This is a genomic window from Flavobacterium chilense (genome assembly GCF_001602525.1).
Lineage (GTDB): Bacteria > Bacteroidota > Bacteroidia > Flavobacteriales > Flavobacteriaceae > Flavobacterium > Flavobacterium chilense.
Genome location: NZ_LSYT01000013.1, coordinates 97,138 through 112,379, shown reverse-complemented (window position 1 = coordinate 112,379; position 15,242 = coordinate 97,138). Strand labels below are relative to the sequence as shown.

Genomic DNA, 15,242 nt, shown 5'->3' with positions numbered 1-15,242 from the left:
TTGAAATATTAATAATCATATGATTACATAACTAACTGTTTATTAGAAGGTGCAAACTTAGTTAAGTTGATTCCTTCTACGGCAGTTGTATATTCTTCTAATGTTGGAGTTCTACCCAAAATTGTAGACAAGACTACAACTGGTGTAGACGAAAGTAATGACTCTCCTTTTTTGCCTTCAGTATCTTCTACAACTCTTCCCTGGAATAAACGCGTTGAAGTTGCCATTACTGTATCTCCTTTAGCTGCTTTTTCCTGGTTCCCCATACAAAGGTTACATCCTGGACGTTCTAAATACAACATGTTTTCGTATTCTGTACGTGCAGCACCTTTTGGAGCATTATCGTCGAATTCGAAACCTGAGTATTTTTGTAAAACTTCCCAGTCACCTTCGGCTTTCAACTCATCAACAATATTATAAGTTGGAGGAGCAACAACAAGCGGAGCGTTGAATTCAACTTTTCCTTTTTGTGCTTCTACGTTTTTCAACATTTGAGCAAGGATTTTCATGTCTCCTTTGTGAACCATACAAGATCCGATAAATCCAAGATCAACTTTTTTCTCACCTCCGTAGAAAGATAAAGGTCTGATTGTATCGTGCGTATATCTTTTAGAAACATCAGCATTATTTACATCTGGATCGGCAATCATAGGCTCAGCAATCAAATCAAGATCTACTACAACTTCAGCATAATACTTAGCATTTGCATCCGGAGTTAAAGCTGGTTTTTCAGCTGATTTAATTTCAGTAATTCTCTTATCTGCTTTGTTGATCAATCCTTGAAGAACGTGTTTCTCGTTATCCATACCTTTATCGATCATGATCTGGATTCTGCCTTTTGCAATTTCCAATGATTCGATTAAAGTATCATCTTCAGAAATACAGATAGAAGCTTTTGCTTTCATCTCTGCAGTCCAGTCAGTAAATGTAAATGCCTGGTCAGCTGTAAGAGTTCCGATGTGCACTTCGATAATTCTACCCTGAAAAACATTTTCTCCTCCAAATTGGTGAAGCATTTGCGCCTGAGTAGCATGAACAACATCACGGAAATCCATATACCCTTTCATATCTCCTTTGAAAGTAACTTTTACAGATTCCGGAATTGGCATTGAAGCTTCACCAGTAGCTAATGCTAGGGCAACAGTTCCTGAGTCAGCACCAAAAGCAACACCTTTTGACATTCTGGTATGAGAGTCACCACCAATAATGATAGCCCACTCATCAATAGTGATATCGTTAAGTACTTTGTGGATTACGTCTGTCATTGCATGATAAACACCTTTTGGGTCACGAGCTGTGATCAAACCAAAATCGTTCATGAATTTCATTAATTTAGGAATGTTTGCCTGAGCTTTTTTATCCCAAACTGAAGCAGTATGACAACCTGATTGGTATGCTCCATCAACGATTGGAGAAATCACCGTTGCTGCCATAGACTCTAATTCCTGAGCAGTCATTAAACCTGTAGTATCTTGAGAACCTACAATGTTAACCTCTACACGAACGTCAGAACCAGCGTGCAATACTTTTCCTGGAGCAATTCCAACTGCATTTTTGTTGAAGATTTTTTCTACTGCAGTAAGACCTTGTCCTTCGTGAGAAACCTCTTTTGAAGGAGCATATACAAGAGGAGCTTCTACATCAAGAACTTTAGCTGCTAATGTTTGAAGTTTTTTACCAAATACGATAGCATAAGAACCACCAGCTTTGATAAATTCCATTTTTTGAGGAGTAAATGCTTTAGAAATATCAATCAATTCCTGATCTCCATTATAAAGTTTTTTCTCTTTAATATTGATTGTCAAAACCGTTCCTGTAGCAACAGAATATGTTTGCTCCAGAATTGGTTCGTCGTTTTCGTTACGAATAACATTTCCTTCTGCATCAACTTTTTTAACCCAGTTTTTAAGGTCTAAACCAATACCACCAGTAACATCAACAGTAGTAAGGAAAATTGGAGAAATTCCGTTTGTTCCTCCAACAATTGGAGCAATGTTTACAAATGGAATATATGGACTTGCTTGTTTTCCTGTCCAAAGTGCCACGTTATTTACACCAGACATTCTGGAAGATCCTACACCCATAGTTCCTTTTTCAGCAATTAACATCACACTTGCATCAGGATGCTGTGCTTGTAATGCTTTAATTTCTTGCTGTGCCTGAGGCGTAATCATACATTGACCGTGAAGTTCACGATCTGAACGCGAGTGAGCCTGATTACCCGGAGAAAGTAAATCTGTTGAAATATCACCTTCACCAGCAATAAATGTTACTACTTTAATTGTGTCTGCTACTTCTGGAAGCTTTGTAAAAAACTCGGCCTGAGCATAACTTTCAAGAATTTCTTTAGCAATTTGATTGTCATTTTTAAAAGCCTCTATTAAGCGGTCTGTGTCCGCTTCATAAAGAAAAACCTGCGTTTTAAGAACTTTTGCAGCTTCTTTTGCAATATCAGCATCATTACCCAAAGCTAAATCAAGTAATACCTCAATAGAAGGCCCGCCTTTCATATGTGATAATAACTCAAAAGCAAAAGTCGGAGTGATTTCTTTCACTTCAGACTGACCAAGAATAATTTCTTTTAAGAACTTAGCTTTCTCACCAGCAGCACTTGTGGTTCCCGGTAAGGTATTATAAATAAAAAACTTAAGAGAATCTTCTCGATACTCGTTATCTAAATCTTTAATTTGTGCAATAATTTCGCTTAATAATTCAGCTCCATCAATTGGTTTTGGGTGAAGTCCCTGATTTTTACGTTCTTCAATTTCCTGGATATAATCCTTATAAATATTCATAATAAAGGCAGATTTATTTTTTTTACGCAAATTTAAGCATTAAAGGCGATAATTAAAAAAAATATAACAGAAGTCGCCTTTTCAAAAATTATTATTGCTAAAAAACGATTTTCACTGCTTGTTTTTACCAAAATATCAATTTTGTATTAAAAAAATGAATTATTGATATTTTAAAATCTTTTCATTAACAAAGTCGAAATTTAATGTTATAAAGTAAGTGAGATTTTACCTCTATTTCCACAAAGAACAGTTCTAAATAAGCTATTATAACGTTATAGTTGTCGTTTTGAGATCAATTTTACTTCTTTTTAAAATCTAAAAATTGAATTATTATTTAAAACTAAGTCTTCAATTAAAATAGAAAAGCCTGACAAGATCTGTCAGGCTTTTATCATATCTATTTTTATAATTTACATCAATTTTTGAATAATAATCTCTTCTGTAATTCCTTCCGCATCTGCTTTATAATTTTTGATAATTCTGTGACGCAAAATTCCGGTTGCAACCGCTTTTACATCTTCAATGTCTGGTGAAAACTTACCATTAAAAGCAGCATGAGCTTTTGCAGCTAATATTAAATTTTGAGATGCTCTTGGCCCTGCTCCCCAATCCAGATAATTCTTTACAAAATCATTTGACAAACTATTATCAGGACGTGTTTTACTTACTAAAGTTACCGCATATTCAATTACATTATCAGCCACTGGAATTCTACGGATTAAATGCTGAAAATCGATAATTTCCTGAGCTGTAAATAATGGTTTAATTTCTACTTTATTATCAGATGTTGTCTGCTTTACCACCTTTACTTCTTCTTCAAAAGTGGGATATTCTAATTTAATAGCAAACATAAAACGATCTAATTGAGCTTCCGGTAAAGGATAAGTTCCTTCTTGTTCAATTGGATTTTGTGTTGCCAGAACAAAATAAGGCAAATCTAATTTATAGTTTTGTCCTGCAATTGTAACAGAACGTTCCTGCATTGCTTCAAGTAAGGCGGCCTGTGTTTTAGGTGGTGTTCTGTTAATCTCGTCAGCAAGGATAATATTAGAAAAAATTGGTCCTTTTATGAATTTAAAATGTCGGTTTTCATCCAGAATTTCACTTCCTAAAATATCAGAAGGCATTAAGTCAGGCGTGAACTGAATTCTTTTAAAATCTAAACCTAAAGCTTGCGCCAAAGTATTTATCATTAAAGTTTTTGCCAATCCTGGAACTCCAATTAAAAGAGCATGTCCTCCAGAAAATATACAAAGTAAAATTTGATCTACAACCGCATCCTGGCCTACTATGATTTTTGCTATTTCGTTTTTTAATTCGTTTCGTTTTTGAACTAAATTATGAATTGCTGCTACGTCAGACATTTAGATATATTTTTTAAATTAAAAAGAGTTAGCGTTATGAATTCATAAAACTAACTCTTTTTATTTATTTAATAAAAATTATTTTTTCAACCAATTGTATACAAAATTACAATCTCTGTACTCTCCAATAATTTTAATATAAGTATCTTTAATTTTGGTGTCAAACCATTTTGAGATTGTAGTAATCTGCTTTTCTTTTAAGGCTAATTCTTTAATTTTTGTATAGTCTTTAGCATAATCTGCGGTATGTCCATCAATTCTATTAGTTACAGTGATCAATTTGTATGTCTTTTTTCCTTTATCATCTGTATTTAAAAGTGGCTGAGAAACTTCATCATCTTTTAAGTTAGAAACCTGGCTGTATAAAGTTGGATCCATTTTAGTCAACTCAAAACGGGTATCCTGAGTATTTGGATTTACTAAAGTCCCTCCGTTTGCTCTGGTTTCTTTTTCATCAGATTCTGTTCTGGCAGCTTCTGCAAATGCGATCTCTTTGTTTACTATTTTATTTCTAATATTTGTAATTCTTTCTTTAGCATCCTTCAAGGCTGTTTCAGAAACTGTTGGCGCAATTAAAATATGACGTAATTCTACCTCTTGTCCTTTTATTTTCTCTACCATGATAATATGGTATCCAAAAGTAGTTTTAAAAGGTTCAGAAACTTCTCCTTCTCCTAAACTAAAAGCAACATCTTTAAACTCTTTTACAAAAGGAGTTTTTCTTGTCATTTTGTAAAAACCTCCATTTGGCGACGATCCTGGATCTTGTGAATACAAAACTGCTTTTGTAGCAAAACTTGATCCTTCCAGAACATCTTTTCTAATAGCATTTAACCTGTCAATTACCTTTTGCTCATCTTCTTTTGAAACTTTAGGTTCTACTACAATTTGAGCTACTTCCATTTCTGCTCCAAAAGTTGGCAATTCATCTTTTGGTATTTTTTTAAAGAAATTACGAACTTCTTCCGGAGTAATCTCTACAGCATCAACGATTTTTTTTGTCATCTCCTGAGCCAGTTTTTGCTCTTTTAAGATATCTGCAAAATAAGTTTTAAATTCTTCTACTGAATTCTTTTTGTAATAGGCTACAACTTTATTGATATCACCAACTTGTTGTGTCATGTAATTCAAACGCTCGTCCATCATGCTTCGCACTTCGGCATCACTTACTACAATACTATCCTGAATTGCCTGATGTGCGTATAGTTTATCTTCTAAAAGTTTACCCAGCATCTGACATCTGGTAATATCCTTTATAGAACCTCCCTGTGCTGTAATTTCTAAAAAACCTTTATCAATATCTGAATCTAAAACAATATAGTCTCCAACTGTAGCAATAATACCATCAACTTTTTGTTTCTGCCCAGATGGTTTCTCTACTGGTTTCTCAGCTACTGCATCCTTAATTACTTCCTGAGCTGAAATGATGGAGTTGAAAAAAAATAAAAAACACATTGTCAACACTAACTTGTAATCAATTGTTTTTAGTTGTAATTTTTTTAATAACATTATTTTAAATTTAATTTGAATGTAAAGATCTTGTTTTAAAATTTCTTTTTTAAACTAAAATCATTTTTAAAATGCATTTCCAGGACGCTGGCATGAAAACACTAAATAATTAAGATCTAGTTCATTTTGACTTATAACGAACAAAAATAACAATTCAATTACATAATACAACTATCAGCTATACTATTAACAAAAAATTATATGGATCGCACTTAAATTCCGTAAAGCAGCAATGATTTACATTACAAATATGCCTGAAAAGTTCAAGGTAACAACATAGAAAAACCCTGAGTTTACTTTTATCACTATTCTTTCTTTATCCAAGCAAGGAATTTATATGTAAATAAAAAAAGTTCTCAACACTACAACGTTTTCGTGAAATAAATATTTTCTTATAAAAACGAATCGATTCAAAAAACACATACTTTAGATGCGTAATTAATAATTTAAAGGCTAAAAAATTACGAATAGCTCTTTTTTTAAGCCGTATAAATACACAATTACAACTTTAACTTCTAACCCTTAACCAAATCTAAACTATGAAAAAACCTATTGTAAAGATTTATTTACTTGCAGCTTTTACAACATTATTGTATTCATGCTCGCAAAATGAAACGAACGAAGTAGATTCAAAGGCCGAAAGCCAAAAATTTGAAATTATTAATGTTACACATCATGACGGAAAACCTTTCAGTACGGGTGGATCTTCATCTTCTCCAACAGGAAAATATGTTGACAATCCAGGCGGTGGAGTAATGATGCAGGCTTTTTATTGGGATGTTCCTGCTGGCGGAAACTGGTGGAATACCGTAAGTAGTAAAGTAACAGCCTGGTCAAATGCCGGAATTGGGTCTATTTGGCTCCCTCCTGCTTCAAAAGCTCAAAATGGAGCTTTTTCTATGGGCTACGATCCTACTGATTATTTTGATTTTGGAGATTATAATCAAAACGGAAGCATTGAAACCCGATTTGGGTCAAAAACTGAATTGGTAAGTTTAATTACAGCTGCTCACAACGAAAACATGAAAGTATATGCAGATATTGTAATCAATCATAACAGCGGCGGACAATCTGAAGCTAATCCTTTTACCGGAACAAATACCTGGACAAATTTTAGCGGTGTTGCATCGGGAAAATTTACTCGTAATTATAATGACTTTTATAAAAACAGCTATGGTAATAATGACGAAGGATCTTTTGGAGGTTTTCCGGATTTATGTCATGCAAATCCGCATGTACAGGACTGGCTGTGGTTAAGAGCAGATGGAGTTGGTAAATATTACAAAAATACCATGAAGTTTGACGGCTGGAGATTTGATTATGTAAAAGGATTTGGTCCGTGGGTAGTAAATGCATGGAATGCAAATGTAGGAGGCTTTTCGGTTGGGGAATTATGGGATTCGAATGTAAATGTATTAAATGACTGGGCAAACGCGGCTAATAGTTCTGTTTTTGATTTTGCCTGTTATTACAAAATGAATGATGCTTTTGACGGAAATAATCTTGCTCTTTTGAATGATGATATGATGTGGAAAAGAAATCCGTACAAAGCGGTAACTTTTGTAACGAATCATGATACTGATGAAATTTGGAGCAAAATGCTGGCTTACTCTTATATTTTAACCCACGAAGGATACCCAACTATTTTCTACAGAGATTATGAAGAATGGCTGGATAAAAGTAAACTGAACAATTTAATCTGGATTCACAATAATAAAGCAACGGGAACAACTTCTATTTTATATTCTGACAATGATGAATATGTTGCCAGAAGAAATGGTTATAATGGGAACCCAGGATTAGTGGTCTACATTAATAATTCTGACGCATGGCAGGAAAGATGGATTCAGACAAATTGGGCGAATACGCAAATTAAAGATTTTACAGGAAACTCAACCTGGTATCCAACTACTCAGGCAGACAAATGGGTAAAAATACAATGTCCTCCAAAAGGATATTCAATTTGGTCAATTAATCAGTAATTTTAAAATGACTATTTAAGGCTGTTGCAAAACAGCCTTATTTTTTTCTAAAAAACATCTTAATGAAGAAAGACTTCCAAATTTAAGAAGTGAATATTTTTATAAAGCCGTATTTAATAGTACTTTTGCAACCTATTTATACGAAATATGAGCTTTTTAAAAGAAATACAACGCAGAAGAACATTTGGAATTATATCGCATCCTGATGCTGGTAAAACAACTTTGACAGAAAAATTATTGTTGTTTGGAGGTGCAATTCAGGAAGCAGGAGCTGTAAAAAACAATAAGATTAAAAAAGGAGCAACGAGTGACTTTATGGAAATCGAACGCCAAAGAGGTATTTCGGTTTCAACTTCTGTGCTTGCTTTTAATTATAAAGATAAAAAAATCAATATCCTTGATACTCCGGGACACAAGGATTTTGCAGAAGACACCTTTAGAACTTTAACTGCAGTCGATAGTGTAATTGTGGTTATTGACGTTGCAAAAGGGGTTGAGGAACAAACAGAAAAATTAGTTGCTGTTTGTAGAATGCGTAACATTCCGATGATTGTTTTCATCAACAAATTAGACCGTGAAGGTAAAGATGCTTTTGATTTGATGGATGAAGTGGAGCAAAAACTGGGTTTAACAGTTACTCCTTTAAGTTTTCCTATTGGAATGGGTTATGATTTTCAGGGAATCTATAATTTATGGGAAGAAAACATTAATCTTTTTAGTGGAGACAGCCGTAAAAATATTGAAGAAACTATCGCTTTTTCTGATGTTCAAAATAATCCGGAACTAGATAAAATTGTGGGTCAGAAAGCAGCCGAAAAACTTCGTGAAGAATTAGAATTAATCGATGAAGTTTATCCAAAATTTGAGCGTCAGGATTATTTAGACGGAAAAATCCAGCCTGTATTCTTCGGTTCTGCTTTAAATAATTTTGGAGTTCGTGAATTGTTAGATTGTTTCGTTGCAATCGCTCCGTCTCCAAGACCAAAAGATTCTGAAACTCGTTTGGTTGATCCTGCAGAAGAAAAAATGACCGGTTTTGTTTTTAAAATCCATGCGAACATGGATCCAAAACACAGAGACCGTTTAGCTTTTATTAAAATTGTTTCGGGAACTTTCGAAAGAAACAAACCTTATTATCACGTTCGCCAAAAGAAAAATTTAAAATTTTCTAGCCCGAATGCCTTTTTTGCTGAGAAGAAAGAGATTGTTGATATTTCATATCCTGGTGATATTGTTGGTCTGCATGATACCGGAAATTTTAAAATTGGAGATACTTTAACTGAAGGTGAAATAATGAGTTTCAAAGGGATTCCAAGCTTCTCTCCTGAACACTTTAGATATATCAACAATGCTGATCCAATGAAAGCGAAGCAATTAGAAAAAGGTGTCGATCAGTTAATGGATGAAGGTGTCGCTCAGTTGTTTACACTGGAAATGAACAATCGTAAAGTTATCGGAACGGTTGGTGCACTTCAATATGAAGTTATTCAGTATCGCCTGGAACACGAATATGGTGCAAAATGTACTTATGAAAACTTCCCCGTTCATAAAGCTTGTTGGGTAAAACCTGATGATGCTAAAAATGAGGAGTTCAAAGAATTTAAACGAATCAAACAAAAATTCCTTGCTCATGATAAATATGGTCAATTGGTATTTTTAGCCGATTCTGATTTTACAATTCAAATGACCCAAAATAAATATCCAAGCGTGAAGTTATTCTTTACTTCTGAATTTGATTAATTTAATATCGTAGAGAAAAAATATAAATAGGCTGTCTAATCATTAGACAGCCTATTTCTTTATTATACAATATCATAACTACGTCATTGACTTTTATAATTAATTCCTAATCCACCAGCAATATATATTTTAGTAAGTTCTTCAGCACCTATTATTATATTTTGCAACAATATATTTTTCTTTATTGCTTTAATAGTAAAAGGTATTTCTTTTAAAAGGTAATAATCATTTCCTGTAATAGTAATCATTAGACTTTTACTACCTTTTGGTATTTCTGTCGTTATAGAAAATTCTCCAGTTCTCGGGTTTACTTTCACTGCATTTGGTGAGCCATTTACAGCAAGCATTAAATTTTGGTATAATTCCTGATCAAATGGCCTGTTTGTTTTTGCTTCTAATAATTTTCCTTTTATTGTTATAAGTGTTTCTTTATCTATAGTTTGGCTGTAAGCTATCTTACCTATTGTATAAGTATTTGGTTTGGGACAGTTCATTTCAGTTTTAACAGGTTCTTTTCCCTGGGCAGTTAGATTCGATGTCAACAAAACTGATGCTGCAACTGCCGCATATTTTAAAGTATTAATCTTAGATGCTTCATTATATTCAAACTGTTCATTGAGTTGTGTTGCTTTAAGCCTCGCACAAATATTGTTGTCTTTATTTTCTGTAATGAATTTGGCTACTTCAGAATTTGTTTTTTTACTTAAATCAATTACGTTTTTCACACAGGAATTACAAAACGAGCCACTAATATTTGGAATCATTTTATCAAAATTTTCAGAACAAGGATTTGCTATTTTTAAGGTGAATTTCTTTTTCATACGATACTTTATTTAAGTTAAAATCCTTCAAAAAAGGTTCTTACTTACATAGAGTATGTTTTTAATAAAAAGGTTGGAAAGCAAATAAGATATTTTAGTATTAATCTCTAATTAATTGATATTCATTTATAAAAATAAAAAAAGCGCTAATTTGATTAGCGCTTTTTTAAACTTTGAATTAATTAACCTTACTAAGTTATTATATTTCAAAAATTAATCTTTCATAGGAACTACCAATTTAAAATAATATAAGAGCAAAAAGAAATTTAATCGTTTAAAGTAGATTAAATCAGACAAACTACACTTAATTCTAAATTGAATATCAAAAAAAAGCCCCATTAAAATGGGGCTTTCTAAATTTATGCTTGTCCTGTTGGACCAAAATTAAGCGGTATTGGTGCTTGTTCTGTCTCTTTGATCTCGCCATGAGCTGCTTCAAATCGATGGATATTTTCACCTATAGCATGCAATAATCTTTTAGCATGTTGTGGTGTCAAGACAATTCTTGATTTTACCTTAGCTTTAGGAATACCAGGCATAATGCTCACAAAATCTAAAACAAACTCAGATGATGAGTGATTGATAATTGCAAGATTGGAATAAATTCCTTCTGCAATTGTTTCATCTAACTCGATATTAATTTGTTCCTGTTGTTGTTTCGGATTACTCATAGTTTCCTAATTAATAAATATATTCTTCTTTATTAGCCATCATTTCATTGTAATCGTCTTTAGAACCTACGATAGTGTTATCGTATTCTCTCATACCTGTTCCGGCAGGAATTCTGTGTCCAACAATTACATTTTCTTTCAAGCCTTCTAAATCATCTACTTTACCAGCTACAGCAGCTTCGTTAAGTACTTTTGTTGTTTCCTGGAATGAAGCCGCAGAAATGAATGATTTAGTTTGTAACGAAGCTCTTGTAATACCTTGCAAAACTGGCGTTGCAGTTGCAGTAATTACGTCTCTTGCTACAACAAGATTTTTATCATTTCGTTTCAATAATGAATTTTCATCACGCAATTCACGAGGTGTAATAATCTGACCTGGTTTTAATACAGCAGAATCTCCAGCATCTTCAACTACTTTCATACCATATAATTTATCGTTTTGAACGATGAAATCTTTAGTATGAATTAATTGATCTTCTAAGAATAATGTATCTCCCGGATCCTGAACTCTTACTTTACGCATCATTTGACGAATAACTACTTCAAAGTGCTTGTCATTAATTTTTACCCCTTGTAAACGGTAAACTTCCTGAATTTCATTTACCAAGTACTGTTGAACAGCAGCCGGTCCTTGAATTCTTAAAATATCATCTGGTGTAATTGCACCATCAGACAATGGAACTCCCGCTCTTACGAAGTCATTCTCTTGTACTAAGATTTGGCTTGAAAGTTTAACTAAATACTTTTTAATTTCACCAAATTTAGACTCGATAACAATCTCACGGTTACCTCTTTTGATTTTTCCAAAAGAAACAACTCCATCAATTTCAGATACAACTGCCGGGTTTGAAGGGTTACGAGCCTCAAGCAACTCCGTAATTCTTGGTAAACCTCCCGTGATATCGCCTGCTTTAGAAGAACGACGTGGAATTTTTACTAATACTTTACCTGCTTTAATTTTCTCACCGTTTTCAACCATTAAGTGTGCACCTACTGGTAAGTTGTAAGAACGAATTAATTCACCTTCTTTACCATAAACTAATAAAGTTGGAATTAATTTTTTATTTCTAGCCTCAGAAATTACTTTTTCCTGGAAACCTGTCTGCTCATCAATTTCAACCATGAATGATTGTCCTTGCTCTAAATCTTCGTAAGCAATCTTACCAGTAAATTCAGAAACAATTACACCATTATATGGATCCCATTTACAGATTACAGTTCCTTTAGTAACTACATCGCCATCATTTACGAAAATACTAGATCCGTAAGGAATGTTGTGTGTATTTAAAACAATTCCGGTTTTCTCATCAACTAATTTCAATTCTGTTGAACGTGAAACCACGATATCAACTGAATTTCCTTCGCTGTCTTCTCCTTTTACTGTTTTTAAGTCTTCAATTTCAAGTCTACCGTTGAATCTTGTAATAATACTAGATTCTTCAGAGATACCTCCAGCAACCCCTCCAACGTGGAACGTACGAAGTGTTAACTGTGTACCAGGCTCTCCAATAGACTGAGCTGCAATAACTCCGACAGCTTCACCTCTTTGTGTCATTTTTCCGGTAGCTAAGTTTCTACCGTAACATTTAGCACAAATTCCTTTTAAAGCCTCACAAGTTAATGGAGATCTAACTTCTACTTTTTCAATTGGAGAAGCTTCGATAGTTCTCATAATTGCTTCAGTAATTTGTTGACCTGACTGAACCATTACTTCATTAGTAAGTGGATTTATAACATCCTGTAATGCAACACGTCCTAAAATTCTTTCTCCTAATGACTCAACGATTTCCTCATTTTTCTTCAATGCAGCAACTTCAACACCTCTTAAAGTTCCACAATCTTCGATGTTAACAATAACATCTTGAGAAACGTCATGAAGCCTTCTTGTTAAGTAACCAGCATCGGCCGTTTTAAGAGCCGTATCCGCAAGACCTTTACGAGCACCGTGAGTAGAAATGAAGTACTCAAGGATCGAAAGACCTTCCTTAAAGTTAGAAAGAATCGGGTTTTCAATAATCTCACCACCACCAGCAGTAGATTTTTTAGGCTTAGCCATCAAACCACGCATACCAGTTAACTGACGAATCTGTTCCTTAGAACCCCTCGCCCCAGAGTCAAGCATCATGTATACAGAGTTGAAACCTTGTTGGTCTTCTCTAATATTTTTCATTGCTAATTCTGTTAACTGAGCATTTGCTGAAGTCCATACGTCAATAACCTGATTGTAACGCTCGTTATTTGTGATAAGACCCATGTTATAGTTAGTTGAGATACCTTCAACTTGCTCTCTGGCATCTGCAATTAACTTCGTTTTTTGTTCTGGAATTCTAATATCACCTAAAGAGAATGATAAACCTCCTCTAAATGCGAATTTATACCCCATGTCTTTCATATTGTCCAAGAAAGCTGCCGTTGTAGGTACATCAGTCACACTTAAAATGTGTCCGATAATATCTCTAAGGTTTTTCTTAGTCAATACGTCATTGATATATCCAGCTGCTTCAGGTACTACTTCGTTAAATAATACACGTCCTGCAGTTGTTTGAATAATTTGATACACTAATTCTCCAGCATCATTAAAATCTTTTGCACGGATTTTCACACGGGCATTCAATTCTAATCTTCCTTCGTTTAATGCAATATTTACTTCTTCAGCAGAGTAAAAAGTCAAATCCTGACCTATAATTTTATGATCTTCTGTAGAAATACGTTCTTTGGTCATGTAATACAGACCCAAAACCATGTCCTGAGATGGTACTGTAATTGGTGCACCATTTGCAGGGTTTAAGATATTATGAGAAGCCAACATTAATAATTGAGCCTCTAAAATAGCTTCTGGTCCTAAAGGTAAGTGAACCGCCATCTGATCCCCGTCGAAATCGGCGTTGAAAGCCGTACAAACTAATGGGTGTAACTGGATCGCTTTTCCTTCAATTAATTTTGGCTGGAAAGCCTGAATACCAAGTCTGTGCAAAGTAGGAGCACGGTTCAGTAATACTGGGTGTCCTTTAATTACATTTTCTAAAATATCCCAAACTACTGGCTCTTTTTTGTCAATGATTTTCTTCGCAGATTTTACTGTTTTTACAATACCTCTTTCGATCAATTTACGGATAACGAAAGGTTTGTATAATTCAGATGCCATATCTTTTGGCAATCCACATTCGAATAATTTTAATTCAGGACCAACAACAATTACCGAACGAGCAGAATAATCCACACGTTTTCCAAGTAAGTTTTGACGGAAACGTCCTTGTTTACCTTTTAATGAGTCAGATAATGATTTTAATGGTCTGTTAGATTCTGTTTTAACAGCAGAAGCTTTACGAGTGTTATCAAATAATGAATCTACAGATTCTTGTAACATACGTTTCTCGTTTCTTAAGATAACTTCAGGAGCTTTGATCTCCATTAATCTTTTCAAACGGTTATTACGGATGATTACACGACGGTATAAGTCATTTAAATCTGAAGTTGCAAAACGACCTCCATCAAGCGGCACAAGCGGACGTAATTCTGGCGGGATAACCGGAACCACTTTCATAATCATCCATTCAGGACGGTTTTCGCGGTTTAAGTTAGACTCACGGAAAGACTCAACAACTTGTAATCTTTTTAAAGCTTCAGTTTTACGTTGTTTAGATGTTTCGTTGTTAGCGCTGTGTCTTAATTCATAAGATAAAGCATCTAAATCAATACGAGCTAATAAATCCATAATACACTCTGCTCCCATTTTGGCAACAAATTTATTTGGATCTAAATCATCTAAATATTGGTTTTCTTGCGGAAGAGTATCTAAAATGTTTAGGTATTCTTCTTCTGTTAAGAAGTCTAATCTTTGTAAAGATTCTCCGTCTGCATTTTTAGCAATACCAGCTTGGATTACTACGTATCTTTCGTAGTAAATAATCATATCTAATTTCTTAGATGGAAGACCAAGAATATAACCAATTTTGTTTGGAAGAGAACGGAAGTACCAGATATGAGCAATTGGCACAACAAGGTTGATGTGTCCTACTCTGTCACGACGTACTTTTTTCTCCGTAACTTCAACACCACAACGGTCACAGATGATACCTTTGTAACGAATTCTTTTATACTTACCACAAGCACATTCGAAATCTTTTACTGGTCCGAAGATTCTTTCGCAGAAAAGTCCGTCACGCTCTGGTTTGTGAGTTCTATAGTTAATTGTTTCTGGCTTTAAAACCTCTCCTCTTGATTCTTTCAGGATAGATTCTGGTGAAGCCAATCCAATAGAAATTTTGTTAAATCTTTTTACTGGATTTTTATCTTTATTGTTTCTGTTATTCATCATAGTTTTTACTATTGATTTATTTTGCAATTAAAAAAATTGAAT

At 34.0% G+C, this 15,242-nt stretch carries 8 protein-coding genes; 2 read left to right on the top strand and 6 right to left on the bottom strand.

Annotation, left to right across the window (positions count from 1 at the left end):
* Positions 1-23: 23 nt before the first annotated feature.
* The 3 genes from A4F88_RS23685 to A4F88_RS23675 form a co-directional block, all read right to left on the bottom strand.
* A complete protein-coding gene (locus A4F88_RS23685; RefSeq protein ID WP_068845417.1) occupies positions 24-2,795 on the bottom strand; it encodes a bifunctional aconitate hydratase 2/2-methylisocitrate dehydratase in 2,772 nt (923 codons plus the stop codon).
* A gap of 410 nt (positions 2,796-3,205) precedes the next feature.
* The gene (locus tag A4F88_RS23680) at positions 3,206-4,159 is read right to left on the bottom strand and encodes an AAA family ATPase (RefSeq protein ID WP_068845411.1); all 954 of its coding nucleotides are present in this window, start codon (positions 4,157-4,159) and stop codon (positions 3,206-3,208) included.
* A gap of 78 nt (positions 4,160-4,237) precedes the next feature.
* The gene (locus A4F88_RS23675; protein WP_068845409.1) at positions 4,238-5,668 is read right to left on the bottom strand and encodes a peptidylprolyl isomerase; all 1,431 of its coding nucleotides are present in this window, start codon (positions 5,666-5,668) and stop codon (positions 4,238-4,240) included.
* Positions 5,669-6,207: 539 nt separating this feature from the next.
* Between A4F88_RS23675 and A4F88_RS23670 the strand changes: the two genes are divergently transcribed.
* The gene (locus A4F88_RS23670) at positions 6,208-7,650 is read left to right on the top strand and encodes an alpha-amylase (RefSeq protein ID WP_068845407.1); all 1,443 of its coding nucleotides are present in this window, start codon (positions 6,208-6,210) and stop codon (positions 7,648-7,650) included.
* Positions 7,651-7,797: 147 nt separating this feature from the next.
* The gene (locus A4F88_RS23665; RefSeq protein ID WP_068845405.1) at positions 7,798-9,390 is read left to right on the top strand and encodes a peptide chain release factor 3; all 1,593 of its coding nucleotides are present in this window, start codon (positions 7,798-7,800) and stop codon (positions 9,388-9,390) included.
* Positions 9,391-9,473: 83 nt separating this feature from the next.
* Here A4F88_RS23665 and A4F88_RS23660 read toward each other — a convergent pair whose 3' ends face one another.
* The 3 genes from A4F88_RS23660 to rpoC all read right to left on the bottom strand — a co-directional run bounded on the left by A4F88_RS23660 (position 9,474) and on the right by rpoC (position 15,200).
* The gene (locus tag A4F88_RS23660; protein WP_068845403.1) at positions 9,474-10,211 is read right to left on the bottom strand and encodes a hypothetical protein; all 738 of its coding nucleotides are present in this window, start codon (positions 10,209-10,211) and stop codon (positions 9,474-9,476) included.
* 359 nt (positions 10,212-10,570) lie between these two features.
* Positions 10,571-10,882: a DUF3467 domain-containing protein gene (locus A4F88_RS23655; protein WP_068845401.1), complete on the bottom strand. Its 312-nt coding sequence runs from the start codon at positions 10,880-10,882 to the stop codon at positions 10,571-10,573.
* Between the two features lie 10 nt (positions 10,883-10,892).
* A complete protein-coding gene (gene rpoC / locus A4F88_RS23650; protein ID WP_068845399.1) occupies positions 10,893-15,200 on the bottom strand; it encodes a DNA-directed RNA polymerase subunit beta' in 4,308 nt (1,435 codons plus the stop codon).
* Between the last annotated feature and the right edge of the window lie 42 nt (positions 15,201-15,242).

Bases quoted from the DNA above. Each gene is read 5' to 3' on its own strand.
- A4F88_RS23685 (WP_068845417.1), bottom strand. From the start codon at position 2,795: ATGAATATTTATAAGGATTATATCCAGGAAATTGAAGAACGTAAAAAT.
- A4F88_RS23680 (WP_068845411.1), bottom strand. From the start codon at position 4,159: ATGTCTGACGTAGCAGCAATTCATAATTTAGTTCAAAAACGAAACGAA.
- A4F88_RS23675 (WP_068845409.1), bottom strand. From the start codon at position 5,668: ATGTTATTAAAAAAATTACAACTAAAAACAATTGATTACAAGTTAGTG.
- A4F88_RS23670 (WP_068845407.1), top strand. From the start codon at position 6,208: ATGAAAAAACCTATTGTAAAGATTTATTTACTTGCAGCTTTTACAACA.
- A4F88_RS23665 (WP_068845405.1), top strand. From the start codon at position 7,798: ATGAGCTTTTTAAAAGAAATACAACGCAGAAGAACATTTGGAATTATA.
- A4F88_RS23660 (WP_068845403.1), bottom strand. From the start codon at position 10,211: ATGAAAAAGAAATTCACCTTAAAAATAGCAAATCCTTGTTCTGAAAAT.
- A4F88_RS23655 (WP_068845401.1), bottom strand. From the start codon at position 10,882: ATGAGTAATCCGAAACAACAACAGGAACAAATTAATATCGAGTTAGAT.
- rpoC (WP_068845399.1), bottom strand. From the start codon at position 15,200: ATGATGAATAACAGAAACAATAAAGATAAAAATCCAGTAAAAAGATTT.